Consider the following 23762-nt stretch of genomic DNA (forward strand, 5'->3'; position numbering starts at 1 on the left):
GGCACAAAAAAGGCGACCTCAAGAGGTCGCCTTTTTTATTGCCCGGTCTGGCGAGTGAGCTTTTGTGGCGAGGGGATTTATCCCCGTTGGCTCGCGCAGCGGGCCCTCTTGATCTTAAAAGAGGGGGCCGCTGCGCAGCCCAACGGGGATAAATCCCCTCGCCACAGAAAAGCATTTCTCCAAATCAATCAGCGTAGGATCACCGGCGCAGTATCACGCGGCAAATTGTTGCGCTGCGGTGCTTCGCGCGGCTGCTCGTAACCGCCACCACCGAGCTGCATGCTCAGTTGCCCGGCCACGTCCTCACCCAACGCTTTCGACACGTCACGCACCACCCGTGGGCGGTTCAGCGAGATCTTGATGTCGCGGTGGTTCACCAGTTTGGTGTCCTGCGCTTCGCCCATCGCTGTGAAGGCCGAAGTGATCTCGAAGGTCTTGGTATTGATCAGGCTGAAATCCGCCACCAGCGTCAGGCCCAGCACCGCCGAATAGCTGTCGGTGTTCGCCAGTTCGTTGATGTCCTGGGTGAAGTCGATGTCCGATACGGTACCGAACAGCACGTAGTCGGCGCCCTTGAAGTTGCCGGCCTTGATCCGCTTGATCACGTCGTAGACGTCACCCTTGGACGACGCGGTGTACGGCGTGCCCTGCACCAGTTGGAACATGCCGGTACGCAGAATTTCACCCTTGATGTCACCGGTGAATTTACGCAGCTCGCCTTGTTCGATGTAACTGGTGCTCGCTTCGATCTCGTTGTAGCTCGAAGAGCCTCTCGCGCTGTAGTAACCCTCGCGGTGGCTGCTCTGGGCCGAAACGATGTGGATGTATTGCTCCACACGTTCCTGATACGCCAGATCGGTTACCGCAACTTTCGGGGCCGCTTGCACGCTGAACGCGCAAGCCAGGGCCATCATGCCAATCCATGCGCGCATCAATTAACGCTCCGTGGTTTTGCGAATCTCTTTTTCGTCCATCCACTCGGCCAGACCGCTTTCAACGTCGATCAATTGCAGGCTGAATTTGTAGAAGACGTCCTTGTAGTCGCTGCTGCGCTTGACGATCGAGCTGATCGAACCTTCGATGCGGTACTTGGCGGCAACCATGTTGCCAGTCTTGGCCACGGTGCTCTTCTTGTACAGACCGCTCTGGTTTTGCAGCTTGAGCTGGTCAACCTGGCTCTGCATCGCATTGTTGTCGCTGGCGAAGCGGGCTACGCCGGTCTTCATCAGCTGAGTCTTGATGCTGGTGGTGATTTCGCGGGTGTCGATGTACTCGCTGGTCTTGTTCTTCACGTCGTAGACCTGAACCACCGGACGGCCCTGCAGAATGCCGGACTGGGCCAGCGAGCGGGTCATCGATTCGGCGATCATTTGCAGGTCGGTCGAACCGAATTCGTTGGTCACGGTTTCAACCGCTTTGGTGTCGCCGTAGCTAATGTTCTTGCTGCCCAGGGTCGGCGAAGTGTTGGCGCAACCGGAGGCGAGCAGGGCGATGACGGCGATGCAGGAAAAGCGTGCAAACATGGGAATGCTCTCTAAATCAGGAATAGGGTGGCGGGCTTACGGCGTCTTGATTTCCAGACGGAAGTCCACGGCTTTTGGGGTCGGGGCGATGCCCTGAATGAAGCTGGTCTGGGCGCCGTACATCATTTGGCTTTTCCAGACTTCTTCTTCGGCGATCGGGAAACCTTCCGCACCGAGCCAGGCGAAGCGATAGTAGAAAATCTTGTTGCTGTTGAGGGTGTTGCTCAACTGCACATTGACCGTCATGAATCCGTTTTCGCGGGCGACGCGCATGGCGCCGACGACGATGTGTTTCTGCGGGCCCATGGCCACGACTTTGCTCGCGGCGCTGCCCGGCTCAGGCGGTGGCGGGGTGGCGCAGCCGCTGGCCAGCAAGGCGAGGGCGGCGACGGCGATGAGTTTGAAGCGCATGCAAAGACTCCGTTCTTAAGGTTGTTTGAGGCTGGCGACGTTGGTCGCGCTGGCGCTCGGCATCACGTGGGCGGCGATACCGCCGGCGAACACCTGGTTGCCGACGGCGCGCAGGCTGATCACTTGATAACGCTGATCGATGGTGACTTTGACCACCGAGCCGCCGACGGCGCTCGGCAGGGTGACCTGATGCTCACCTTTCTTCAAGCGCAGACGCACCACCTGGGTGTTGTCCGGCAGGGTGCGCCACGTACGGGTATCGGCACCTTCGAGCACAGCTGAAGAAATACCCACGGCGAGACCGGCCAGCGGGCTGGTTTCGTTGAGTTTCTTTTGCGCCACACCTTTGGTGATCGCGCGCACGGTGGTGCGTACGATGATGCCCGGCATGTCATCACGCAGGGCGCGGCGGGACATGGCGGTGGTGCTGTTGAGTGCGGTCAGATTCACTTGCTGACCGTCGACGCCGATCTGCGCAAAAGTCGCAGTGGAGGTGTCCGCTTTGATGATCGGGAACGACAGCGGGGTGATCACCACGTTGTTGGCAATCGGCAATGGCAGCGGAATGCGGATCGAATCACGCGCCGGGGCCAGACCGCTTTGCACCACGATCAGAATGTCGCTGTCGTCGGACTTCGACGGCTTGTCGAGATCGATCAGCGCTTGTTCCAGCAATGGCGTGTTCGGGCGCAGTTCGGCGGCTTTGCGGTAGCCTGGTGCGGCGAGGTCTTTTTCGCCCAGCGCTTCGTAAACGTAACCGGCCAGGTAATGGCTGAACGCACTCTGGTAGCTGTTTTTCAGGCCGACCACTTCCGGTGCGTCGAGGCTGGCGACCGGGTAACCCTGCAGGTCTTTGTACTGCGTCTTGACGCCTTCTTTCTCGGCCTCTTCTTCGCTCTTGAGGTATTCCTTGTCGCGCAGGTCGGCGATCACCGCTTCACGTTCGTGAGTCTTTTTGATCGCGGTGCGGGCGCCGTCGAAATCGTTGACCGCCAACAGGTTCAGGGCCATCTGCGTGGTCAGCATGACTTTTTCGTAGTCGTAGCCTTCGTAGCGACGCACCTTGTCGTTGACGATGAAGCTGCCGAACTGGGCCAGGTACTTGCCGGTGTCGAGCTTGACCGAATCTTCCCACTGACCGACCACCACATCGGCGCTGGTCCAGGCGTTCTGGCTGCCGGACAGGTCGCCCTTGGCGCGCAACAACTCACCTTTCTCGAAGTAATAGAGCAGGTCTTTGTCCGCGCTGGAGTTGTTCTTTTCCAGCAGGGTCAGCGCCGCATCGACGTTGCCGGAGGCCAATTGCTGATTGGTTTGGGCCAGTTCCGAATCGTAATTGCGAAAGGCCGAACAGCCGGACAGCAGAGTGACGGCGCTGAGCGCGATCAGAGTGGGGGCGCGGAATGCCATGGGGTGACGTCTTCCCTGAGTGCAGATAAGTGCAGCCGCGTGTGCTGGTCGGGCTGTTGTGACCGATCGACAGTGGCGCTGGCCTCCTGCCAATTCCTCATAACCAGAGGAGCTTTAATGCCGTTTCGCCATAGCGAAGGCGCGGCATTATAAGCGCGGGATGATGGCCATGTGATAGCTTTTTAATTGCACATGTCAGTCAGGTGCCATTACGGCCGCTGCCGGCGTTTCGGGGAACAGCCACGACGATCCGATGAAAAAGCCTTGATACAAAAAGACCCGCAGGCTCAATAGCTGGTGGCTTTGGCCGACGCGCACGGTCAGGCCACCCTCCGCACCTTCGTAGGGAAAACGCACGCGGTGCAGGCCTTTTTTCAGGCGTAGTCGGGCGACCAGGGTTTTGTCCGGCAGGGTGCGCCAGGTGCGCGTGTCAGCCTCTTCGAAAGGGTCGGGATCGGTGACTACCAGCGAAGCCTTGGAAGGATCGCGCTGGTTCTTTTCTGCCTGGCCGATGGCGGCCATGTTGGCGCGGAACATCGCCCGCGAAATGATCTGCGGCATGTCATCGCGCAAGGTACGCATGGCCATGTCGGTGACGCTGTTGATCATCGTCAGTTTCTGCTGTTTCCCGTCGACGACGATGTGCGTCAGCGGCGGTGTGAGGGTGTCGGGCAGCATCACCGGAAATGAGATCGGCGCAACAATCGTCAGGTTATCGTTGAGGCGCACCGGAATCGGCACTTGTACCGAGCTGCGCGCCGGGGCGAAACCGCTCTGCACCACGATCAGAACTTCGCTTTCATCATCGTCCGGCCCGGGCTTGTCGAGATTGCGCAACGCGCTTTCGAGGAAGGGCACGCCCGGACGCAACTCGATCGCCTGACGATAACCCGGCGCCGCGAGCGTGCGTTCGCCCAAGGCTTCGTAGGTGAAACCGGCCAGATAATGGCTGAACGCACTTTGGTAACCGTTCTTCAGCTCGATGACCTGTGGGGCGTCGAGGACGGCGACCGGGTAGCCTTGCAGGTCTTTGTAATGCAGCTTGATCCCTTGCTGCTTGGCTTGCTCTTCAGCCTCTTCGTATTGCCGTTCGCGCTGACGGGCAATCAGGGTTTCGCGTTCGTGGGTTTTCTTGATGTCGGCGCGGGCCCCGTCGAAATCGTTGTCGGCCAGTTGATTGAGGGCCATCTCGGTGGTCAGCATGACCTTTTCGTAGTCGTAGCCTTCGTAACGCAGAAGCTTGTCATTGACCAGCATCGTGCCCATCTCATTGCCGAAACGGGTCAGCAGTTTCATGGGCGCGGAGGGCACGGCGTCTTCACGCTGGATAATCATCTGCTCAGCGGTGCGCCAGGCTTCCTGACTTTTTGGCAGGGCGGTGCCAGCACTGAGAATCGCGCCTCGCTCCAGGTAATACAGCAGATCCTTGTCTTCCCACGGATTGTTGACCTTCAGCACGTACAGCGCTTCGTTGAGATCACCCTTGGCCATCTGGTCGATGGTTTGCTGCATTTCCTCATCGTAATTGCGGTAAGCGGCGCACCCGCTCAGTTGCACGATGGCGCTGAGTAGCAGGAAGAATGGCAGGCAATGGCGCATGGAGACGGGTTCTTCCTTGAACGGCAAAGGCTGGGAGGTGACGCATTATAGGGGCGGTTGGCGCCCCGAGGTGGTCATCGAATTCAGCGCTGAAACATATCAAACACCGACAAAGCTTGAGGGAAATGGCGCCGGAGTGAACAATATGTAACTCCGTATTTCCCCTTGAGACTTCTTCATGACTGCCTCGTCCCGATTTCTGGCCTGGCTGCTGTTCCCTTTGTTTGCCCTGAGCAGCGTCAATCTGCTGGCCGATACCGTGGAAGGCGCGCCACAAGCGCTGCACCTGCTCGATTACATCAGCGCGGATTACCCGCCAACGGTCGAGGCGGGCACAGTTGTCGATGACGCCGAATACCGCGAGCAACTGGAATTCACCCAAGCGCTGCAAGGCTTGATCGCCGACATGCCGGCCAAGCCTGAAAAGGCTGCGTTGGAGCAGGGCGTCGCCGCGTTGCGTGCGGCCATCACCGCGAAGCAGGACGGCGCTGAAGTCGCCCGTCAGGCGCGGCAACTGGGCGCGAAACTGGCCGTGGCGTATGAAGTCAGTCAGGCGCCGATCATCACCCCGGATCCGAGCCGTGGCGCGCCGTTGTATGCGCAGAACTGCTCGGTGTGCCACGGCGATACCGGCCTCGGCGATGGCCCGGCGGGTGTCGGCATGTCGCCGGCGCCGGCCAATCTGCGTGAGGCGGCGCGGATGGATCACCTGAGTCTGTACGCGATTTACAGCACCCTCGGCCAAGGCGTCGAAGGCACCGACATGCCAGCGTTCGCCGATCAGCTCGATGATCGCCAGCGTTGGGATCTGGCCACTTACATCGCCGGTTTCAGTGCTGATGCGGCGGCCGCTCAATCCGAGAAAACCTACAACATCGCCGATCTGGCGCGCCAGACCCCGGCCGAAGTGCAGGGCGCTGAAGGCCCGCAAGCGGCGGCGACTTTCCGTGCGCAGCGAGCGCAACCGCCGCAGGTTAAACGCGGCCCGGCGCAGTTGCTCGACTACACCGCAGCGACGCTGGACAAGAGCCTGGCGGCGTACCGTGCCGGTGAACACGATCAGGCTTACGACCTGTCAGTGGCGGCGTATCTGGAAGGTTTCGAGCTGGTTGAGAGTTCGCTGGATAACGTCGACGCCAACGTACGCAAGGACACTGAAAAATCGCTGATGGCTTACCGTCAGTCGTTGCAGGACGGTTTGCCGGTCGCACAGGCCGAGCAGCGTCTGGACGCGGCCAAGGCCAAACTGAAGGAGTCCGCCGGGCTGCTTGGCAGCGATGGCTTGAGCTGGTCGCTGAGCTACATCTCCGGTTTGCTGATTCTGCTGCGTGAAGGCCTGGAAGCGATTCTGGTACTCGCGGCGATTCTGGCGTTCCTGCGCAACACCGGCCAGCAGTCGGCGGTGCGCAGCGTTAACGTCGGTTGGGGCTTGGCGCTGTTGGCCGGTCTCGGCACCTGGGCGTTGGCGGCGTACGTGATTGATGTCAGCGGTTCGCAGCGTGAATTGCTCGAGGGCGCGACGGCGCTGTTCGCCAGCGTCATGGTGCTGTGGCTGGGCGTGTGGATGCACGATCGTCGCCACGCTGCAGCCTGGCAGGATTACATCAAGAGCAGTCTGGTCGGCGGTGGCGGGCGGTTTGGTTTTGCGATCCTCGCGTTCTTTTCGGTGTATCGCGAGTTGTTCGAAGTGATCCTGTTTTACGAAACCCTGTGGTTGCAGGCAGGCCCGGCCGGGCATGACGCGGTACTCGCCGGTGGTGCGACGGCGCTGGTGCTGCTGGTCGGTCTGGCGTGGGTGATCCTGCGCGGTTCGGCGAAACTGCCGCTGACGTTGTTCTTCAGCATCAACGCGGCGCTGTTGTGCGCGCTGTCGGTGGTGTTCGCCGGGCATGGCGTGAAGGCGTTGCAGGAGGCCGGGATCTTCGGCACGCGGCCGGTGGCGTTCTTTGAGTTTGACTGGCTGGGGATTCATGCCGATGCGTATTCGTTGACGGCGCAAGCGGTGGCGATTCTGGCGATTGTTGTGTTGTATGGGCGTAGTTGGGTGGCTGAGAAGAAGCGAATTTCGGCTGCTTGATTGGGTGATCCCTTAAAAGATCGCAGCCTTCGGCAGCTCCTACAGGGGCCGCGCATGTCGCAATATTGCGGCGCGACGCGCACTCTGTAGGAGCTGCCGCAGGCTGCGATCTTTTGCTTTATGAGGTAAACAAAATGCGTGTATGGATCGATGCCGACGCTTGCCCACGGGCGGCGAAGGATCTGGTGGTGAAGTTTGCGCTCAAGCGCCAGTACGAAGTGGTGCTGGTGGCCGGGCAGCCGCAGATCAAGCCGGGGCTGGCCATCGTCAAACTGATCGTGGTGCCAAGCGGGCCGGATGCGGCGGATGATTATCTGGTCGAGCACGCGGTGCCGGGGGAGCTGGTGATTTGCAGCGATATCCCGCTCGCCGATCGGCTGGTGAAGAAGGGCGTGGCGGCGCTGGATCCGCGCGGCAAGGAATTCGATGCGCAGAACATGGGCGAGCGATTGGCGGTGCGCAATCTGTTCACCGATCTGCGCGAACAAGGCCAGATGAGCGGCGGCCCGGCACCGTTTGGCGATCGCGAGAAGCAGGCGTTTGCCAATGCGCTGGACCGGATTCTCACGCGCCTATCGCGCAAGCCCTGAGCCCAACAAAAATCCCTTGTAGGAGTGAGCCTGCTCGCGATAGCGGTCGATCATTCAACAGATATGTTGCCTGATACACCGCCATCGCGAGCAGGCTCACTCCTACAATAGACCGTGTCAGGCGTCGTTTTCGTGGGTCAGTTCGAGCACGCGGTCGACCAGTTTGTTGATCCCCGAAGCCGCTTCGCTGATGTTCTGCGCCAGCATATAAGCCGGGGTCGTCACCAGTTTGCGCGCCTTGTCCTCGATAATCTCGGTCACGGCGCAATCTTCATGCGTCGCGCCCATCTTGTTCATCGCCGTGGCCGTGTCGGCATCGTTGCCGATGGTGCAGGTCACGCCCGGGCCGTAGATCTTCGCCGCGAGTGCCGGCGAAATGCACATCAAACCTACTGGTTTGCCCGCTTCGGCAAACGCCTCGGCCAGCGCCAGTACTTCAGGCTGTACGCTGCAGCCGGCGCCTTCGACAGCAAAGTTCGACAGGTTCTTCGCCGCCCCAAAACCACCGGGCACGATCAGCGCATCGAAGTCATCGACGTCGGCTTCGCGGATGTCCTTGATGTTGCCTCGGGCAATCCGTGCCGACTCGACCAGCACGTTGCGGGTCTCGGGCATTTCTTCGCCGGTCAGGTGGTTGATCACGTGCAATTGCGCGATGTTCGGGGCGAAGCACTGTACCTGCGCGCCGCGTTGATCAAGGCGCAGCAGGGTGATGACGCTTTCATGGATCTCGGCGCCGTCGTACACGCCACTGCCGGACAGGATCACTGCAACTTTTTTGCTCATGGGTTTCTCTCCAGATTCATGGCGCTAAATGTCCACTAAATTGTCGCGCGTTGCCATAGGGTAAACGGGCGGCTACACCTAGGATCTGTTCATACGATTGCGAGCAGGGCGCGTCATGGACTTGATTCTGTATGCGGTGCCGTTTTTCCTCGTGTTGATTGCGCTCGAACTGATCGCCGACCGCTGGCGCGGGGTGAGCAACTATCGCCTCGCCGATGCGGTGAACAGCATCAGCACCGGCGTGTTGTCGACCACCACCGGGCTGCTGACCAAAAGTGTCGGGCTGTTGACCTACGCCTTCGCCCTCGAACATCTGGCGCTGTTCAAACTGCCGGCGAACAGCGTTTGGGTCTGGATGCTGGCCTTCGTCCTCTACGACTTTTGCTATTACTGGCTGCACCGCATGGGCCACGAACGCAACATCCTCTGGGCCGCGCATTCGGTGCATCACCAGAGCGAGGAATACAACCTCTCCACCGCGCTGCGCCAGACCAGCACCGGGTTTCTGCTCGGCTGGATTTTCTACTTGCCGATGGCCGTGCTCGGCGTGCCGTTGCTGGTGTTCGTCAGCGTCGCGGCGCTGAACCTGCTCTATCAATTCTGGGTTCACACCCAACACATTCCCAAGCTCGGCTGGTTCGAGTGGTTCTTCGTTACGCCGTCCAATCATCGGGCCCACCATGCACAGAACGCTCTCTACATGGATCGCAACTACGGCGGAGTGTTCATTCTTTGGGATCGTCTGTTCGGTACGTTTCAGGAAGAGGACGACAACGAGCCGGTGATTTTCGGCGTGACCACGCCGCTGGCGAGCTGGAATCCGTTGTGGGCCAACCTGCAGTTTTATGCGCAATTGTGGGACGACGCGCGTCGGGCCGAGCGCAAGTGGGACAAGCTGCGCATCTGGTTTATGCGCACCGGCTGGCGCCCGGCGGACGTCGCGGCGAAATACCCGACGAGCAAGCCGGATCTGGCGCAGTTTCGCAAATTCGAGGTGACGCTTGGGCGTCGCCAGCAATGCTACGTGGCGCTGCAGTTTTGCGTGTACATCGCGCTGGGCAGTTATCTGATGAATCTGGAGCGCAGTCTGCCGACCGCCGCGTTGTTAATCGGCTGGGGCGCGGTGGCGTTCGGGGTGTTTGCGTTGGGCGTGAGCCTGGAGAATCGCCCGTGGGCGTTGAAGGTCGAGCTGTTGCGGCTGGGGTTGAACGTGCCGCTGGTGTGGCTGGCGCCGCTGGTAGGATTGTGGCCGGCCAGCCCGATGATCTGGGCTGGCTTGCTCGGGTACAGCCTGCTCAGCGGCATCGGGCTGTATAGCTGCCGTCAGCGCGTTACTCGACTGGCGGTTTAGGTTCGGCGGACTTGGCTGGCTCGGCGAGTTGCAGTTGCTCAGCCTTGGCAGCTTGTTCATCCTCGTAGATCTTCTTCGCCAGACGCGCATTCTTGAAGCGGCGGCGCAGCCACAGGCCAACACCGAGCACCAGCAAGGCGCCAAGCACCCACAGCTCATACTTCTTGATGCTGCCGAGCATGCCTTCCAGCACCGCACCGAAGTGGTACGCCGCAGCGGCCAGCGCCGTGGCCCAGATCGCCGCGCCAATACCGTTCAGCAGCAGGTAACGTCCCGGCGGATAACCCGACAGGCCGATCGCCACCGGCATCACCGTGCGCAAGCCATAAACAAAGCGGAAGCTCAGCACCCAGATGTCCGGGTGCTTGCGAATGTGTTCCAGCGCGCGGTCACCCATCATCTGCCAGCGCGGTTTGCGCGCGAGCAATTTGCGCCCGTGCTTGCGCCCCATGAAGTACCACAGCTGATCACCGGCATAACTGCCGAAGAACGCCACGACCACCACCAGGTTGATGTCCATGTATCCACGGAACGCGAGGAAGCCCGCGAGCACCAGGATGGTTTCGCCTTCGAAGAACGTGCCAAGAAACAAGGCAAAGTAGCCGAAGTCATGCAGAAATTGTTGGAGCATTGTCTGGGTGCTGGCGAAATGAACGCGCAGCCTAACCCTTCGGACACATTCATGAAAGTGTCCAAATGTGTCTCGACGTGAACAATTCCTACAATAAGAATGGAATCCGTCACCGTGCCACAGGCCTCACACAACTGTAATCTGTTCGTCATAATGGCCGTCTATAACTGTCACGCTCGCCCGTTTGCGCGGGCTCAGGAGTCCGCCGTGAGCTTTACCCCTGCCAACCGTCTGTTCCCCGCCACTCGCTTGCGTCGCAACCGCCGCGATGATTTTTCGCGTCGGCTGGTACGGGAAAATGTGCTGACGGTGGATGATCTGATCCTGCCGGTGTTCGTGCTCGACGGTGAGAACCGTCGCGAAGCCGTGGCCTCAATGCCCGGCGTAGAGCGCCTGACCATCGACCTGCTGCTGGAAGAAGCCGCCAAGTGGGTCGAACTGGGGATTCCGGCGCTGGCGCTGTTTCCGGTCACGCCTCCTGAATTGAAATCCCTCGACGCCGCTGAAGCGTGGAACCCTGAAGGCATCGCCCAGCGCGCCACTCGCGCCTTGCGTGAGCGCTTTCCGGAACTCGGCGTGATCACCGACGTTGCGCTCGACCCGTTCACCACCCACGGTCAGGACGGCATTCTCGACGAAGAAGGCTACGTGCAGAACGACATCACCGTCGACGCACTGGTGCGTCAGGCGTTGTCCCATGCCGAAGCTGGCGCACAGGTGGTGGCGCCGTCGGACATGATGGACGGTCGCATTCAGGCGATTCGCGAAGCGCTGGAAATTGCTGGCCACGTCAATGTGCGGATCATGGCCTACTCGGCCAAGTACGCCAGCGCCTACTACGGCCCGTTCCGCGATGCCGTGGGTTCGGCGTCGAACCTCGGCAAAGCCAACAAAGCCTCTTATCAGATGGATCCGGCCAACAGCGACGAAGCGCTGCACGAAGTCGGTGCGGACTTGTCTGAAGGCGCGGACATGGTCATGGTCAAACCGGGCATGCCGTATCTGGACATTCTTTTCCGGGTAAAAGATGCCTTCAAAGTGCCGACCTTCGTCTATCAGGTTAGTGGCGAATACGCCATGCACATGGCGGCGATCCAGAATGGCTGGTTGAGTGAAGCGGTGATCCTCGAATCACTGACCTCCTTTAAACGTGCCGGTGCAGATGGCATCCTGACTTACTTTGCTGTCCGTGCCGCTCAATTGTTACGAGAGCAGAAATAGCCCTCCCAGGAACATTCGATGAATACCGAAGGACTCACTGAAGTTGCAGTAAAAGAAGCTCAGCCAGTGGTGGAGCAAATCACCGAGACCCCGCCGGAACTGGAGCCAGCGCCACCCGCGCCGGTGGCCGAAACCGCTGTGGCGGTGCCGGCGATCACCATTCCGGGTCTGGATGACAGCAGCCTGTACATCCACCGCGAGCTCTCGCAACTGCAGTTCAATATCCGCGTGCTGGAACAGGCGCTGGACGAGTCCTATCCGCTGCTGGAGCGTTTGAAGTTCCTGCTGATCTTCTCCAGCAACCTCGACGAATTCTTTGAAATCCGTGTCGCCGGCCTGAAGAAGCAAATCACCTTTGCCCGTGAGCAGGCCGGCGCCGATGGCCTGCAACCGCATCAAGCGCTGGCGCGGATCAGCGAGCTGGTTCACGGTCACGTTGATCGCCAGTACGCAATCCTCAACGACATCCTGCTGCCGGAGCTGGAAAAGCATCAGGTGCGCTTCATCCGTCGCCGCAACTGGACGGTCAAGCTCAAGACCTGGGTGCGCCGCTACTTCCGCGACGAGATCGCGCCGATCATCACCCCGATCGGCCTCGACCCGACGCACCCGTTCCCGTTGCTGGTGAACAAGAGCCTCAACTTCATCGTCGAGCTGGAAGGCATTGACGCCTTCGGTCGCGATTCCGGTCTGGCGATCATCCCGGCACCGCGTCTGTTGCCACGGATCATCAAGGTGCCGGAAGAAGTCGGCGGCCCCGGCGACAACTATGTGTTCCTGTCGTCGATGATCCACGCCCACGCCGATGACCTGTTCCAAGGCATGAAGGTGAAGGGCTGCTACCAGTTCCGTCTGACCCGAAACGCTGACTTGGCGCTCGATTCCGAAGACGTAGAAGACTTGGCCCGCGCGCTGCGTGGCGAGTTGTTCTCGCGTCGTTACGGCGATGCGGTGCGTCTGGAAGTCGCTGACACCTGCCCGAAACACCTCTCGGATTACCTGCTCAAGCAGTTCAACCTGAGTGAGAGCGAGTTGTATCAGGTCAACGGTCCGGTCAACCTGACTCGACTGTTCAGCATCACCGGTCTGGACAGCCATCCGGAACTGCAATACACGCCGTTCACCCCGCAGATCCCGAAACTGCTGCAGAACAGCGAAAACATTTTCAGCGTGGTCAGCAAGCAGGACATCCTGTTGCTGCACCCGTTCGAGTCGTTCACCCCGGTGGTCGACCTGCTGCGCCAGGCCGCGAAAGATCCGCACGTGCTCGCGGTGCGTCAGACCCTGTACCGCTCCGGCGCCAACTCCGAGATCGTCGATGCGCTGGTCGATGCCGCGCGTAACGGCAAGGAAGTCACGGCGGTCATCGAGTTGCGTGCGCGCTTCGACGAAGAATCCAACCTGCAACTGGCCAGCCGTCTGCAAGCGGCCGGCGCGGTGGTGATCTATGGCGTGGTCGGCTTCAAGACCCACGCCAAGATGATGCTGATCCTGCGTCGCGAGGCCGGCGAAATTGTGCGTTACGCGCACCTCGGCACCGGCAACTACCACGCCGGCAACGCCAAGCTGTACACCGACTACAGCCTGCTGACTTCCGACGACGCCTTGTGCGAAGACGTTGGCAAACTGTTCAGCCAGTTGATCGGCATGGGTAAAACCCTGCGCATGAAGAAGCTGCTGCATGCGCCGTTCACGCTGAAGAAGGGCATGCTCGACATGATTGCCCGCGAGACCCAGTTCGCCGTCGAAGGCAAACCGGCGCACATCATCGCCAAGTTCAACTCGCTGACCGATCCGAAGATCATCCGCGCGCTGTACAAGGCCAGCCAGTCCGGCGTGCGCATCGATCTGGTGGTGCGCGGCATGTGCTGCCTGCGTCCGGGGATTGCCGGGGTTTCGCACAACATTCATGTGCGCTCGATCATCGGCCGCTTCCTTGAGCACACGCGGGTGTTCTACTTCCTCAATGGCGGCGACGAGCAGATGTTCCTCTCCAGCGCCGACTGGATGGAGCGCAACCTCGACAAACGCGTCGAGACTTGCTTCCCGGTGGAAGGCAAGAAGCTGCTAACCCGGGTGAAGAAAGAGCTGGAACTGTATTTGACTGACAACACCCATAGCTGGAGTTTGCAGTCGGATGGCCGTTACATCCGCAACACGCCGACCGGGAACCAGAACCCGAGGAGTGCGCAGGCGACGTTGCTGGAGCGGTTGGGTAGCCCGATTTTGCCGGTGAGCAGCTAGGGCCAAAGGCAAGAGCCCCTCATCTCAAACCAAACCCAATAAAAAAGGCGATCCCCGCGGATCGCCTTTTTCATACCTGTCATCCATACACCTGTAGGAGCTGCCGAAGGCTCGGGCCGCGATCGGACGATCTTTTGACGTTGATCGTAAAAAAACAGATCAAAAGATCGCAGCCTGCGGCAGCTCCTACAGTGGAGATTTGCGGTGTGTCAGTGGACGGTGAGGACGATGCCCACCCGTGCGCCGTCCGGGAATGAGAACCCGAAGAGTGCGCAGGCGACGTTGCTGGAGCGGTTGGGTAGCCCGATTTTGCCGGTGAGCAGTTGAAGTTTTGAAGGTCAAAAGCCCCTCACCCTAGCCCTCTCCCGGAGGGAGAGGGGGACTGACCGAGGTGTGCTTACGCTATACGCTGACCTGAATTATCGGGTCGAACTCAGGCCTCGAAGCCAACAGCGTTCGGCCCCCTCTCCCTCGGGAGAGGGCTGGGGTGAGGGGCAGGCCCGCTCCAATCTCAAACCAAACCCAATAAAAAAGGCGATCCCCATGGATCGCCTTTTTCATACCTGTCGTTCACCCACCTGTAGGAGCTGCCGAAGGCTGCGATCTTTTGACGTTGATCGTAAAAAACCAGATCAAAAGATCGCAGCCTGCGGCAGCTCCTACAGTGGAGATTCGCGGTGTGTCAGTGGACGGTGAGGACGATGCCCACTCGCGTCAGCCAATCGGCTTCGAGACCAAAATCCGCCTGAGTCAGCTGATTTTCATCCAGCCAGTTCTCCGGGAATTCCACGTCCAGGTTATCGCCCTTGGCGTGCAACACCACCTGCGGCATCGCCTGTGTGCCACGGATGTGGTGGAACAGAATCGCGAAACGCAGCAGCACGCACAGGCGAATCAGCTTGGCGCCGTCGTCACCGAAATCGGCGAATTTGTCTTTGGGAATGTTACGGCGATGGCCGCGCACCAGCAGGGCGAGCATCTGTTGGTCTTCGCGGGAGAAACCGGCCAGATCCGAGTGCTCAATCAAATAAGCGCCGTGCTTGTGGTAGTGATAGTGCGCGATGTCGAGCCCGACTTCGTGCACTTTCGCCGCCCAGCCGAGCAATTCGCGCCAGATACCGTCGTCCAGCTCCCAATCCACCGCGACCTGATCAAACGCGTGCAGGGCTTTGCGTTCAACCCGTGCCGCTTGTTCGACATCAACGTGATAGCGCTCCATCAGCGAAGTGAGGGTGCGTTCGCGCACGTCTTCGTGATGATGGCGACCGAGCAGGTCATACAGCACACCTTCACGCAGAGCGCCTTCGCAGTGATCCATGCGTTGCAGTTCGAGCGCATCGAAGATTGCTTCTAGAATCGCCAGACCCGCCGGGAAAATCGCCCGACGATCAGGCTTGATGCCTTCAAAATCGATCTTGTCGGCATCTCCCAGTTTGAACAGACGACGCTTGAGCCACGCCAGCCCCTCGGCATTCACCTCGCCGGTGCCATGCCCGCCAGCCTTCAACGCGAGGCCGATGGCACGGATGGTGCCTGAGGAGCCGATGGCTTCATCCCAGGTCAGGCGATGCAGAGCGTGCTCGATGCTCATGATCTCCAGCCGCGCCGCCGTGTACGCCTGGGCGTAACGGGCCGGGGTGATTTTGCCGTCCTTGAAGTAGCGTTGGGTGAAGCTGACGCAGCCCATTTGCAGGCTTTCGCGCAGCAGCGGTTCGAAGCGCTGGCCGATGATGAATTCGGTACTGCCGCCGCCGATGTCGGCGACCAGACGTTTGCCCGGGGTGTCAGCGAGGGTGTGCGACACGCCCAGATAAATCAGACGCGCTTCTTCACGGCCGGAGATGACTTCAACCGGATGGCCGAGGATTTCTTCAGCACGGTGGATGAATTCGAGGCGGTTGCGCGCTTCACGCAGGGCGTTGGTGCCGACGATACGCACGGCGCCCAGCGGCATACCGTTGATCAGTTGGGCAAAACGCTTGAGGCAATCGAGGCCGCGCTGCATCGATTCTTCGTTGAGCTTGCGCTCATCGTCGATGCCGGCGGCCAGTTGCACCTTCTCGCCGAGGCGCTCAAGGATGCGGATTTCGCCGTTCTGGGCCTTGGCCACGACCATGTGAAAGCTGTTGGAGCCCAGGTCGATTGCGGCGATCAGGGACAAATTCTTGGCTTTGGATTGCGGCATGGTCAGGGGGTCTCGGTCGATAACCTCGACATCGTGCCACGATCAACGGCTGCCGCCAACGCACAGAGATCAAGGTTGATGCTGTAGATGGCTGATCGGATGCTGATCCGGGAATAGTTATCGCTGAGTTAGTTGATACAAAGAGTGACGTTGGAAGCGGAATGTTTTCCTACGGCATATAAAGCTTTTTACCTCGGCGCTGCAGAACTTTTTCGGCAAGTGTTAATAACTTCTTCCTTCGTCATGTAAGTGCAATTTCCTACTGGCTTTGACACCGTGTCTTCTTCTTATTTGTAGGCAATGTCCTCAGACTGTGTAAGTCGGGTATGAGTGCTGGCCATTGCCTGCTCGTACTCTTTTACAGGGATGAAGACTTCAACTGTGTTGAAGTCAATAAGCGTCAGGTAGACAAACTATGAAAACAATAAGTGCTTTAATGGCGGCTGCAGTGATTGCCAGCGTTTCTATCAATGCTCAGGCGGCTATTGATCTACGGGTCAAGGGCACGATCGTGCCGGCCAGTTGTGTGCCGTTTCTGGAGGGCGGCGGCGTTGTCGATTATGGCAACATCGCGGCTGAAGATTTGAACCAGACTTCCTACACCGTGCTAGAGAAGAAGGAGCTCGTCTTCAACATCAACTGCCGGTCGCACACCAAGGTTGGGCTGAAGGCGCAGGACGGCAAAGGATTCAGTCAGGTTGCAGGCATTCTCGCCGCCACCATCGGCGCCGACTACACCGATAACTACAACTACGGTCTGGGTGCCACAGCGGATGGTGAGAATATTGGTGGTTACGCCGTTAACCTCAAGCCGGGCAGTTTCTACGCCTCCGGTACGCCAGTCAAAGTCATTACCTCGCTGGACAAAGGCACCAGCTGGATCGAAACAGCTACCGGTGCGGTCGGGCAAAACGACAATCTGGGGTCGTGGTCGCGCACCGTCGGATTGATCGTCCCTGTCTCTTTCATCACCCTGAGTGGAGTGATGGAAGTACAGGCGGTCATCAACAAAGCGTCAGAACTAACCATCAATAATGATGTGCCTCTGGATGGTTTGGCCACTTTTGAACTCAGCTATCTCTGATTGCTTTTGATGTGTTTGGCATGTTGCTCCCTCAGAGTGACATGTCGCACATGTTGTTACTTTTTAACTGACTGATTGCAAGTTTCTTGTCGCGAAGTTTATTTGCTCGTGAGGGTTTGGTGTGGCTGAAATAATGTTTTCAATAAGAACAGTGTCCGTTGCCTTCATTATGTTGTTGTTTGTTGCAATTACTTCGGTGCGCGCCGACGGCATGGTGCCGGAAACGACCGTAGTCATTCTTAATGAAGAGGAGGGTGAAACAACCATCAATATAAAAAATACCGATTCGATGCCAGCCTTGTTGTACTCATCGATCGAGAACCTCCCGGAAGATCCCGAGTTTCTCGCGCTGGTAACCCCGCCAATCACCCGGGTAGAAGCCTCGGACAAACAATTGGTGCGGGTGATCGGGCAGTTCTCCGAACCGCTGAAAACCCAGCGCCTCAAACGCATCATTTTCGAAGGCGTACCGCCGAGAAAGCCAACAGACACGGCGTCCGTCGGCGTGACGATCCGGCAAAACCTGCCGCTGATCATTCATCCGCGGGGCTTGGCGAAAAATCCCACGCCGTGGACGCTGCTTGAGTGGTCGCTGGTGGGCGATGTCCTGCAAGTGCGCAATGAAAGCCCCTACGTCGTACGGCTATCCCAAGAGGTCGTGCTGACCCCGCAGAATCACGTCGCGGATATTGGTCGAACCTACGTGCTGCCGGGCGAAGTCCTGCAGCGCGAGCTTGATAAACAGCCGCAATCGGCCACGGGAGTCACGTTTTACCCGGCAACGGTTTATGGCTTTACCGTCGACAGCTACGACGCTCGCCTCAATGTCCAAGGGCCTTGAAGCATGGCCAGCGGGGTTGCCCGAGCGGTGTGTCTGGCGGCGCTCGGTCTCTGTGAGCACGTACTCGCTGCGCAACCCCGGACGGTGGAGTTCGACACCGATGTACTCGGCAGTCGCGGCATCGACCCGGCCATGGCCGAGTATTTTCGGCTGGCTCCGCGTTTTAGCGAGGGCCGGCGCGTGGTGACACTATTCGTCAATGGCCGTCAGCAGGGCTGGGCCGAGGCGCAGTTCGATACCGCCGGTGAGCTGTGTTTTACCCAGGGTCTGCTGGACAAGGCCGGATTGCGCAGCCTTGAAGAAGGCATCACCGACAGCCAGGGTTGTCTTGCTTTCCAGGCGCATTACCCACAGACACAAGTGACTTTGCGGCCGAATCAACAAGAAGTGCTGCTGCTGGTGCCAACCCATGCGCTGGCCGATGTGGCGCAAACGACCACAAATTTCACCCGTGGCGGCACCGCCGGGATGTTCAGCTACGACTTGTTGGGACTGGATAACGCGTCTTCGGCCGGCAGCAGTCGCTACATCTCGGCCTCAACGCTGGCCGGTTTCAACACGGCGGACTGGATCGTACGCAGTCGTCAGCAGTGGAATTCCGGGCAGCAGACTGGCGGAGTCGAACACCTCTACAGCTATGCCCAGCGCGATCTGCAACGGCTGGATTCAACGTTGCAATTGGGCCAGATCAACACCAGCAGTCCACTGTTTGCCGGTGTGCCCATCACGGGCGCGCAGTTTTTTCCAGCCCAGAGCGCTGTGCGGCCAAGCGAATCCAGCGCCGCTGTCGATGGCATCGCCAACAGCCCATCGCGCATCGAAGTTCGCCAGTCCGGCGCGCTGATCTACAGCACATGGGTGCCACCAGGGCCATTCAGCCTGAACGGTTTTGCTTTGCTCAACGGCAGCGATGATCTACAGGTGAAGGTCATTGGTGAGGACGGCGCGACAAGGGAGTTTGCGTTACCAGTCTCGGCGTTCCATCAAATCACCCAGGCCCGACCCGGCTATCACCTGGCGGTGGGAACCCTGCGTTCGCGAGCGGATGAACAGATCGACAATCAAACCGTCGCCACGCTCAGCGGCAGTTGGGGTTTGGGGCCAACGTCGCTGCTCAGCAGCGGCCTGATGACAACGCCAAATTATCAGGCGAGCGGCTGGGGCATCGATACCCGTCTGTTTCAGCACGCTGACCTGCGTTGGCGCACAGTTTTAGCCCGTCAGGCCGACACCGATTCGCAGGGCATGCAGCAAAGCCTTTCCATATCGAGTGCATTTTTCGAACGGGCCAGTTTCGGCCTCAGCGCCACACTGCGCAGCGAGCAGTACCGCGACGTACTCGATAACCAGGCCTACAGCGCCGATCAATTACAGCAGCGCTTCGCCAATCAATTCAGCGCGACGCTAGGTTGGGCGGATCCGCGGTGGGGCGGGTTCAGCGCTGCAATCAGCCGCAGCGCCTTGCACAACGGCGAGCACCGGCAACGCTTGAGCGGTTCGTGGGGCAAGGGATTCAAGCACGCCAGCGTGTCGTTCAACATCGAAGCCGAATCGAATGCCACGGCAATGCACCTGAGCATCGGCATTCCCCTCGGCGGCTCGCGCCAGTTGCGCACCTATGCCAGCCACCGCGATACGCAAACGACGCTGGGCTCGGCGCTGAGCGAGCAGGTCAACGACACGGCGAGTTATCGCTTGGGCGTCGACGGCATCGGCGAGGCGCGCGGTTCGCGGCTGAACGCCAGCGTCGGCCTGCTTCCGCGCTATGCCCAAGTCGGGCTTGGCGTGAACCGCGACGCGGCGAGCAACAGTTACATGGGCCAGCTCAAGGGCGGCATCGCTGTGCACGAGGACGGCGTGACGTTTTCCCCTTATGCCATTCAAGACACCTTCGGCATCGCTTCCGTGGGAAATCTTTCGGGGGTGCAGTTAACGACGCCGTCAGGCCCGGTGTGGACGGACGGCGACGGGCGCGCGGTGATTCCCGGGCTGTCGGCGTACAGCCAAAGCCGCGTGCAAGTGATGACCCGGACGTTGCCGCGCCGGGTCGATCTGATCAATGGTTTCAAAGAAGTGCAGGCCGGACGCGGCTCATTCAATACGCTGGATTTCGAAGTGATCAGCGTGCGTCGGGTGCTGTTGCAGATTGTCGATGGGCAAGGACTGCCCATCAGCCGAGGCGCGTCGGTGTTGACGGAGCAGGGGCAATTACTCGGTTCAGTCGTTGAGGGCGGCAAAGCGTTTTTGAGTGATGTGCAGGGCGCGCAGACGTTGCACGTTCAGCTCGCCAACAACCGCCGCTGCGAGCTGCAACTGGAACCGCCGCTCGACACTCATAGCGATCGCTTGTATGAAGCCATGGAGGGCGTTTGCCATGCGCGCTAAATCAGCCGTCGCGCTAGTCATCTATCTGCTGATGACACCGATTTTCGCCGCTGACTGCGAATCACGCCTGAGCCAGTCCGAAGTTGATTACGGACAATTACATCGCGGCGCATTCCCCGACCAACCCCTCGGCCAACATTGGGTAAATCTGGACACTCACCGACTCACCTTGACGGTGATCTGCCAGACGCCAACGTCAATCAAAATGCGCTTCAACGGCACCAGCGCGGGCCCCAATGTTTTCCGGTTAGGCCAACACGGCCAATTCAGCCTGCGCATCAGCGACGCGGTAATAGACGGCAGCGCGGCGATGCTAACCCGCGATACCGACCCTCAGCCACGCGCGGAACAGCTATTCGATGCGGCGCAAACCATTCAATCGCAGCGCGCCCGGCACTTCACCGCGCAGATCGACGTTCAGGCGCAGCTGGACACGCGCCAGCTGCAGATTCACGACGAAACCCTGTTCGAAGCCGCCGGCACATTCGAGTTGCTGCACGACTGAATGCTCAGCCCGCGTGCTCCACCGTGCCGATGAAGTTGGCCAGTTCCGCCGTCTGCGGATTGGCAAACAACAGCTTCGGATCGCCCACTTCATGCACCTTGCCGTGGTGCATGAACACCAGTTTGTCGCCGACTTCGCGGGCAAAGCGCATCTCGTGAGTGACCATGATCAGCGTCATGCCTTCCTTGGCCAATTGCCGCACGACGCTGAGCACTTCGTTGACCAGTTCCGGATCGAGTGCCGAGGTAATCTCATCACAGAGCAAGACTTTCGGCGACATCGCCAATGCCCGGGCAATCGCCACGCGCTGCTGTTGGCCGCCGGACAGTCGATCCGGGAAAGCATCAAATTTTTCCCCGAGGCCCACGCGTTCGAGCATCTCGCGCGCCAGTTCCGCCGCTTTGGCTTTCGGCACTTTCTGCACCACTTGCGGCGCGAGCATCACGTTTTCACCGACGGTCAGGTGCGGGAACAGATTGAACTGCTGAAATACCATGCCGACTTTCTGCCGCAGGCTGCGCAGGTCGGCGCGGGCGGCGTCGAGGTATTCGCCGTCGACTTCGATCACGCCGTCGTTGATCGATTCCAGACCATTAAGCGTGCGCAGCAGGGTGGATTTGCCCGAGCCGCTGCGGCCGATGATCGCCACCACCTGGCCTTCTTCGACGCTGAGGTCGATGCCTTTGAGCACGTGGTGATCGCCGTAGTATTTATGCAGGGCGGAAATTCTAAGCAGAGGCATGCAGTCTCCTTTCCAGGTAGCGCGCACTGAGGGACAAGGGGTAGCAGAGCAGGAAGTAGCCGAGGGCGACGAGGCCGTAGACCATGAACGGTTCAAACGTGGCGTTGGCGAGCATGCCGCCGGTCTTGGTCAATTCGGTGAAGCCGATGATCGAGGTCACCGCGGTGCCTTTGACCACTTGCACCGAGAAACCCACAGTCGGCGCCACGGCAATGCGCAGCGCTTGCGGCAGGATCACGTAGCGCAGTTGCTCCAGAGGATTGAGCGCGAGACTCGCCGAGGCTTCCCACTGGCCATGCGCGATCGACTCGACGCAACCGCGCCAGATCTCCGCCAGATAAGCGCTGGTGAACAAGGTCAGGGCAATCGCTGCGGCCATCCACGGCGAGATTTCGATCCCGGCCAGGGCCACGCCGAAGAACACCAGAAACAGCTGCATCAACAGCGGCGTGCCTTGGAACAGCTCGATCCAAGTGCGGGCGATATTGCTCGACAGAGGGTTTTTCGAGATGCGCATGATCAGGATCAGCAGCCCGACGAGGCCGCCGCCGATAAACGCCACCAGCGACAATGCCAGCGTCCATTGCAGGCCGATGAGCAGGTTGCGCAGGATGTCCCAGAAGGTGAAGTCACTCATGCGCGGCTCCTGCTTATGTAGCGGCGACCGATCCAGTTGAGTAACTGGCGAATCAGCAGCGCCATGCACAGGTAGATCAACGTGGTCAGCGCATAGGTTTCAAAGGCGCGGAAGTTGCGCGACTGAATGAAGTTGGCGGCGAAGCTCAGCTCTTCGGTGGCGATCTGCGAACACACCGCCGAACCGAGCATGACGATGATGATCTGGCTGCTTAGCGCCGGCCAGACCTTGCCCAGCGCCGGCAGCAGCACCACATGGCGGAACGCTTCAAAACGCGTCATCGCCAGTGCCGCTGCGGCTTCCAGCTGCCCGCGCGGAATCGCCTGAATGCCGGCACGGATGATCTCGGTCGAATAGGCACCGAGGTTGATCACCATCGCCAGCACCGCCGCTTGCCACTCGGAAATCTGCACGCCCAGCGACGGCAGGCCGAAGAAGATAAAGAACAACTGCACCAGAAACGGCGTGTTGCGGATCAACTCGACGTAGACGCCAAAGATTGCCGAGAACGGGCGGATGTTCCACGCCCGCACCAACGCCCCGACAATGCCCACGCCAACCCCGAGCAGCGCGCCGATGGCCGTCAGCTCAAGGGTGAACAGCGCGCCGCGCAGCAGCAGGTCGGTGTTTTGCACCACCGGCATGAAATCGAACTGATAAGCCATGAAGATCTCCCGCGCAGTCGATCAGAGATCGGCCGGCAGCGGCTCTTTCAGCCAGGTCTGCGAGTTCTTTTCCAGCGCGCCGTCAGCCTTGGCGCTGGTCAGAATGTCGTTGACCTTGGCCAGCAGCGCCGCTTCGTTCTTGTTCACGCCGACGTAAACCGGCGAATCCTTGAGCTTCACTTTCAGCGCCGGCACGCGTTTCGGGTTCTTCTCGCTGATCGCGACCATCACCACGTTGCCGCTGGCGATCAGGTCGACCTGCCCGGCGAGGTAAGCGGCGATGGTCGAGTTGTTGTCTTCGAAGCGCTTGATGGTCACGCCTTCGGGGGCGACCTTGGTCAATTCGATGTCTTCGATGGCGCCACGGGTGACGCTGATGGTCTTGCCCTTAAGGTCGTCGAGGTTGTTGATCGCAGCGTCTGGCGGGCCGAACACCGCGAGGTAGAACGGTGCGTAGGCGCGGGAGAAGTCGATGACTTTCTCGCGCTCGGCGTTTTTGCCGAGGCTGGAAATCACCAGATCGACTTTGCCGGTGGTGAGAAACGGGATGCGGTTGGTGCTGTTGACCGGGGTCAGCTCGAGTTTGACCTTGAGCTGGTCGGCCAGCAGTTTTGCCGTGTCGATGTCGAGGCCACGAGGTTTCATGTCCGGGCCGACCGAGCCGAATGGCGGGAAGTCTTGCGGCACGGCAACTTTCAGCGTGCCGCGTTTGACCACGTCATCGAGACCGTCGGCGTGAGCAGGTATCTGGCTGAGCAGCAGGCTGGAAAACAGGGCGGCGAGGAGGGCGCTGTAACGCTTGGTCATGGACAATCTCCGGATCGGCGGGAAGTGATTTCTGCGATCGGACAGAGCATGCGCCGTGCCAATACGTG

21 protein-coding genes are annotated in these 23762 nt (G+C 59.7%); 9 read left to right on the top strand and 12 right to left on the bottom strand.

The window, feature by feature from the left end; translation table 11 throughout:
* Positions 1-188 precede the first annotated feature (188 nt).
* From ACZZ0D_RS25480 to ACZZ0D_RS25500, 5 genes are all read right to left on the bottom strand, one after another.
* A complete protein-coding gene (locus tag ACZZ0D_RS25480; RefSeq protein ID WP_463554584.1) occupies positions 189-932 on the bottom strand; it encodes a penicillin-binding protein activator LpoB in 744 nt (247 codons plus the stop codon).
* Between the two features lie 3 nt (positions 933-935).
* Positions 936-1523, bottom strand: a complete 588-nt coding sequence (gene lpoB, locus ACZZ0D_RS25485; RefSeq protein WP_016772610.1) for a penicillin-binding protein activator LpoB — start codon at positions 1521-1523, stop codon at positions 936-938.
* Between the two features lie 36 nt (positions 1524-1559).
* A complete protein-coding gene (locus ACZZ0D_RS25490) occupies positions 1560-1934 on the bottom strand; it encodes a YcfL family putative periplasmic lipoprotein (protein WP_007911131.1) in 375 nt (124 codons plus the stop codon).
* Between the two features lie 15 nt (positions 1935-1949).
* Positions 1950-3344 carry a COG3014 family protein gene (locus ACZZ0D_RS25495; protein WP_159814374.1) on the bottom strand — a complete coding sequence of 465 codons (1395 nt, stop codon included), beginning with the start codon at positions 3342-3344 and terminating at the stop codon, positions 1950-1952.
* Positions 3345-3539: 195 nt separating this feature from the next.
* A complete protein-coding gene (locus tag ACZZ0D_RS25500) occupies positions 3540-4943 on the bottom strand; it encodes a COG3014 family protein (protein ID WP_463554585.1) in 1404 nt (467 codons plus the stop codon).
* Positions 4944-5121: 178 nt separating this feature from the next.
* Here ACZZ0D_RS25500 and ACZZ0D_RS25505 point away from each other — a divergent pair, with 178 nt between their 5' ends.
* The gene (locus ACZZ0D_RS25505; protein WP_463554586.1) at positions 5122-7020 is read left to right on the top strand and encodes an FTR1 family protein; all 1899 of its coding nucleotides are present in this window, start codon (positions 5122-5124) and stop codon (positions 7018-7020) included.
* Between the two features lie 134 nt (positions 7021-7154).
* The gene (locus ACZZ0D_RS25510; RefSeq protein ID WP_282358969.1) at positions 7155-7610 is read left to right on the top strand and encodes a YaiI/YqxD family protein; all 456 of its coding nucleotides are present in this window, start codon (positions 7155-7157) and stop codon (positions 7608-7610) included.
* A gap of 117 nt (positions 7611-7727) precedes the next feature.
* Here ACZZ0D_RS25510 and elbB read toward each other — a convergent pair whose 3' ends face one another.
* Positions 7728-8396, bottom strand: a complete 669-nt coding sequence (gene elbB, locus ACZZ0D_RS25515) for an isoprenoid biosynthesis glyoxalase ElbB (RefSeq protein WP_008084520.1) — start codon at positions 8394-8396, stop codon at positions 7728-7730.
* Positions 8397-8511: 115 nt separating this feature from the next.
* Between elbB and ACZZ0D_RS25520 the strand changes: the two genes are divergently transcribed.
* Positions 8512-9747 carry a sterol desaturase family protein gene (locus tag ACZZ0D_RS25520; RefSeq protein ID WP_463554587.1) on the top strand — a complete coding sequence of 412 codons (1236 nt, stop codon included), beginning with the start codon at positions 8512-8514 and terminating at the stop codon, positions 9745-9747.
* Here the strand turns inward: ACZZ0D_RS25520 and ACZZ0D_RS25525 are convergent.
* Positions 9728-10378 carry a DedA family protein gene (locus ACZZ0D_RS25525; RefSeq protein ID WP_463554588.1) on the bottom strand — a complete coding sequence of 217 codons (651 nt, stop codon included), beginning with the start codon at positions 10376-10378 and terminating at the stop codon, positions 9728-9730. The genes ACZZ0D_RS25520 and ACZZ0D_RS25525 overlap by 20 nt on opposite strands.
* Before the next feature lie 207 nt (positions 10379-10585).
* Between ACZZ0D_RS25525 and hemB the strand changes: the two genes are divergently transcribed.
* Together hemB and ppk1 are read left to right on the top strand one after the other, a co-directional pair.
* Positions 10586-11599, top strand: a complete 1014-nt coding sequence (hemB, locus tag ACZZ0D_RS25530) for a porphobilinogen synthase (protein WP_212545139.1) — start codon at positions 10586-10588, stop codon at positions 11597-11599.
* Between the two features lie 18 nt (positions 11600-11617).
* On the top strand, positions 11618-13843 hold the full coding sequence (ppk1, locus tag ACZZ0D_RS25535; RefSeq protein ID WP_053124923.1) for a polyphosphate kinase 1: 2226 nt from the start codon (positions 11618-11620) through the stop codon (positions 13841-13843).
* Between the two features lie 682 nt (positions 13844-14525).
* On the opposite strand, the gene ppx is transcribed toward ppk1, so the two are convergent.
* A complete protein-coding gene (gene ppx / locus ACZZ0D_RS25540; protein ID WP_463554589.1) occupies positions 14526-16028 on the bottom strand; it encodes an exopolyphosphatase in 1503 nt (500 codons plus the stop codon).
* Between the two features lie 415 nt (positions 16029-16443).
* On the opposite strand from ppx, the gene ACZZ0D_RS25545 reads away from it, so the two are divergent.
* The 4 genes from ACZZ0D_RS25545 to ACZZ0D_RS25560 all read left to right on the top strand — a co-directional run bounded on the left by ACZZ0D_RS25545 (position 16444) and on the right by ACZZ0D_RS25560 (position 20843).
* Entirely contained in the window at positions 16444-17112 is a 669-nt protein-coding gene (locus ACZZ0D_RS25545; RefSeq protein WP_426618868.1) for a DUF1120 domain-containing protein, read from the top strand.
* Positions 17113-17233: 121 nt separating this feature from the next.
* The gene (locus ACZZ0D_RS25550; RefSeq protein WP_463554590.1) at positions 17234-17953 is read left to right on the top strand and encodes a fimbria/pilus chaperone family protein; all 720 of its coding nucleotides are present in this window, start codon (positions 17234-17236) and stop codon (positions 17951-17953) included.
* Between the two features lie 3 nt (positions 17954-17956).
* Entirely contained in the window at positions 17957-20338 is a 2382-nt protein-coding gene (locus ACZZ0D_RS25555; RefSeq protein WP_463554591.1) for a fimbria/pilus outer membrane usher protein, read from the top strand.
* A complete protein-coding gene (locus ACZZ0D_RS25560; protein WP_463554592.1) occupies positions 20328-20843 on the top strand; it encodes a DUF1120 domain-containing protein in 516 nt (171 codons plus the stop codon). The genes ACZZ0D_RS25555 and ACZZ0D_RS25560 overlap by 11 nt, the downstream gene beginning before the upstream one ends.
* A gap of 4 nt (positions 20844-20847) precedes the next feature.
* Here the strand turns inward: ACZZ0D_RS25560 and ACZZ0D_RS25565 are convergent, their stop codons facing one another.
* From ACZZ0D_RS25565 to ACZZ0D_RS25580, 4 genes are read right to left on the bottom strand one after another with little or no spacing between them, the layout of a single operon-like run.
* A complete protein-coding gene (locus ACZZ0D_RS25565) occupies positions 20848-21585 on the bottom strand; it encodes an amino acid ABC transporter ATP-binding protein (protein ID WP_159814353.1) in 738 nt (245 codons plus the stop codon).
* Entirely contained in the window at positions 21572-22222 is a 651-nt protein-coding gene (locus ACZZ0D_RS25570) for an amino acid ABC transporter permease (protein ID WP_159814351.1), read from the bottom strand. The genes ACZZ0D_RS25565 and ACZZ0D_RS25570 overlap by 14 nt, the downstream gene beginning before the upstream one ends.
* Positions 22219-22887 carry an amino acid ABC transporter permease gene (locus ACZZ0D_RS25575; RefSeq protein WP_150793753.1) on the bottom strand — a complete coding sequence of 223 codons (669 nt, stop codon included), beginning with the start codon at positions 22885-22887 and terminating at the stop codon, positions 22219-22221. Before ACZZ0D_RS25575 ends, ACZZ0D_RS25570 begins: the two co-directional genes overlap by 4 nt.
* Positions 22888-22908: 21 nt before the next feature.
* Entirely contained in the window at positions 22909-23694 is a 786-nt protein-coding gene (locus ACZZ0D_RS25580; RefSeq protein WP_053124906.1) for a transporter substrate-binding domain-containing protein, read from the bottom strand.
* Between the last annotated feature and the right edge of the window lie 68 nt (positions 23695-23762).

The organism is Pseudomonas sp. AC193 (genome assembly GCF_979258075.1).

What these genes read in the sequence shown, in the direction of transcription:
- ACZZ0D_RS25480 (WP_463554584.1), bottom strand. Translation starts at nt 932, where the DNA reads ATGCGCGCATGGATTGGCATGATGGCCCTGGCTTGCGCGTTCAGCGTG.
- lpoB (WP_016772610.1), bottom strand. Translation starts at nt 1,523, where the DNA reads ATGTTTGCACGCTTTTCCTGCATCGCCGTCATCGCCCTGCTCGCCTCC.
- ACZZ0D_RS25490 (WP_007911131.1), bottom strand. Translation starts at nt 1,934, where the DNA reads ATGCGCTTCAAACTCATCGCCGTCGCCGCCCTCGCCTTGCTGGCCAGC.
- ACZZ0D_RS25495 (WP_159814374.1), bottom strand. Translation starts at nt 3,344, where the DNA reads ATGGCATTCCGCGCCCCCACTCTGATCGCGCTCAGCGCCGTCACTCTG.
- ACZZ0D_RS25500 (WP_463554585.1), bottom strand. Translation starts at nt 4,943, where the DNA reads ATGCGCCATTGCCTGCCATTCTTCCTGCTACTCAGCGCCATCGTGCAA.
- ACZZ0D_RS25505 (WP_463554586.1), top strand. Translation starts at nt 5,122, where the DNA reads ATGACTGCCTCGTCCCGATTTCTGGCCTGGCTGCTGTTCCCTTTGTTT.
- ACZZ0D_RS25510 (WP_282358969.1), top strand. Translation starts at nt 7,155, where the DNA reads ATGCGTGTATGGATCGATGCCGACGCTTGCCCACGGGCGGCGAAGGAT.
- elbB (WP_008084520.1), bottom strand. Translation starts at nt 8,396, where the DNA reads ATGAGCAAAAAAGTTGCAGTGATCCTGTCCGGCAGTGGCGTGTACGAC.
- ACZZ0D_RS25520 (WP_463554587.1), top strand. Translation starts at nt 8,512, where the DNA reads ATGGACTTGATTCTGTATGCGGTGCCGTTTTTCCTCGTGTTGATTGCG.
- ACZZ0D_RS25525 (WP_463554588.1), bottom strand. Translation starts at nt 10,378, where the DNA reads ATGCTCCAACAATTTCTGCATGACTTCGGCTACTTTGCCTTGTTTCTT.
- ppk1 (WP_053124923.1), top strand. Translation starts at nt 11,618, where the DNA reads ATGAATACCGAAGGACTCACTGAAGTTGCAGTAAAAGAAGCTCAGCCA.
- ppx (WP_463554589.1), bottom strand. Translation starts at nt 16,028, where the DNA reads ATGCCGCAATCCAAAGCCAAGAATTTGTCCCTGATCGCCGCAATCGAC.
- ACZZ0D_RS25545 (WP_426618868.1), top strand. Translation starts at nt 16,444, where the DNA reads ATGAAAACAATAAGTGCTTTAATGGCGGCTGCAGTGATTGCCAGCGTT.
- ACZZ0D_RS25555 (WP_463554591.1), top strand. Translation starts at nt 17,957, where the DNA reads ATGGCCAGCGGGGTTGCCCGAGCGGTGTGTCTGGCGGCGCTCGGTCTC.
- ACZZ0D_RS25560 (WP_463554592.1), top strand. Translation starts at nt 20,328, where the DNA reads ATGCGCGCTAAATCAGCCGTCGCGCTAGTCATCTATCTGCTGATGACA.
- ACZZ0D_RS25565 (WP_159814353.1), bottom strand. Translation starts at nt 21,585, where the DNA reads ATGCCTCTGCTTAGAATTTCCGCCCTGCATAAATACTACGGCGATCAC.
- ACZZ0D_RS25570 (WP_159814351.1), bottom strand. Translation starts at nt 22,222, where the DNA reads ATGAGTGACTTCACCTTCTGGGACATCCTGCGCAACCTGCTCATCGGC.
- ACZZ0D_RS25575 (WP_150793753.1), bottom strand. Translation starts at nt 22,887, where the DNA reads ATGGCTTATCAGTTCGATTTCATGCCGGTGGTGCAAAACACCGACCTG.
- ACZZ0D_RS25580 (WP_053124906.1), bottom strand. Translation starts at nt 23,694, where the DNA reads ATGACCAAGCGTTACAGCGCCCTCCTCGCCGCCCTGTTTTCCAGCCTG.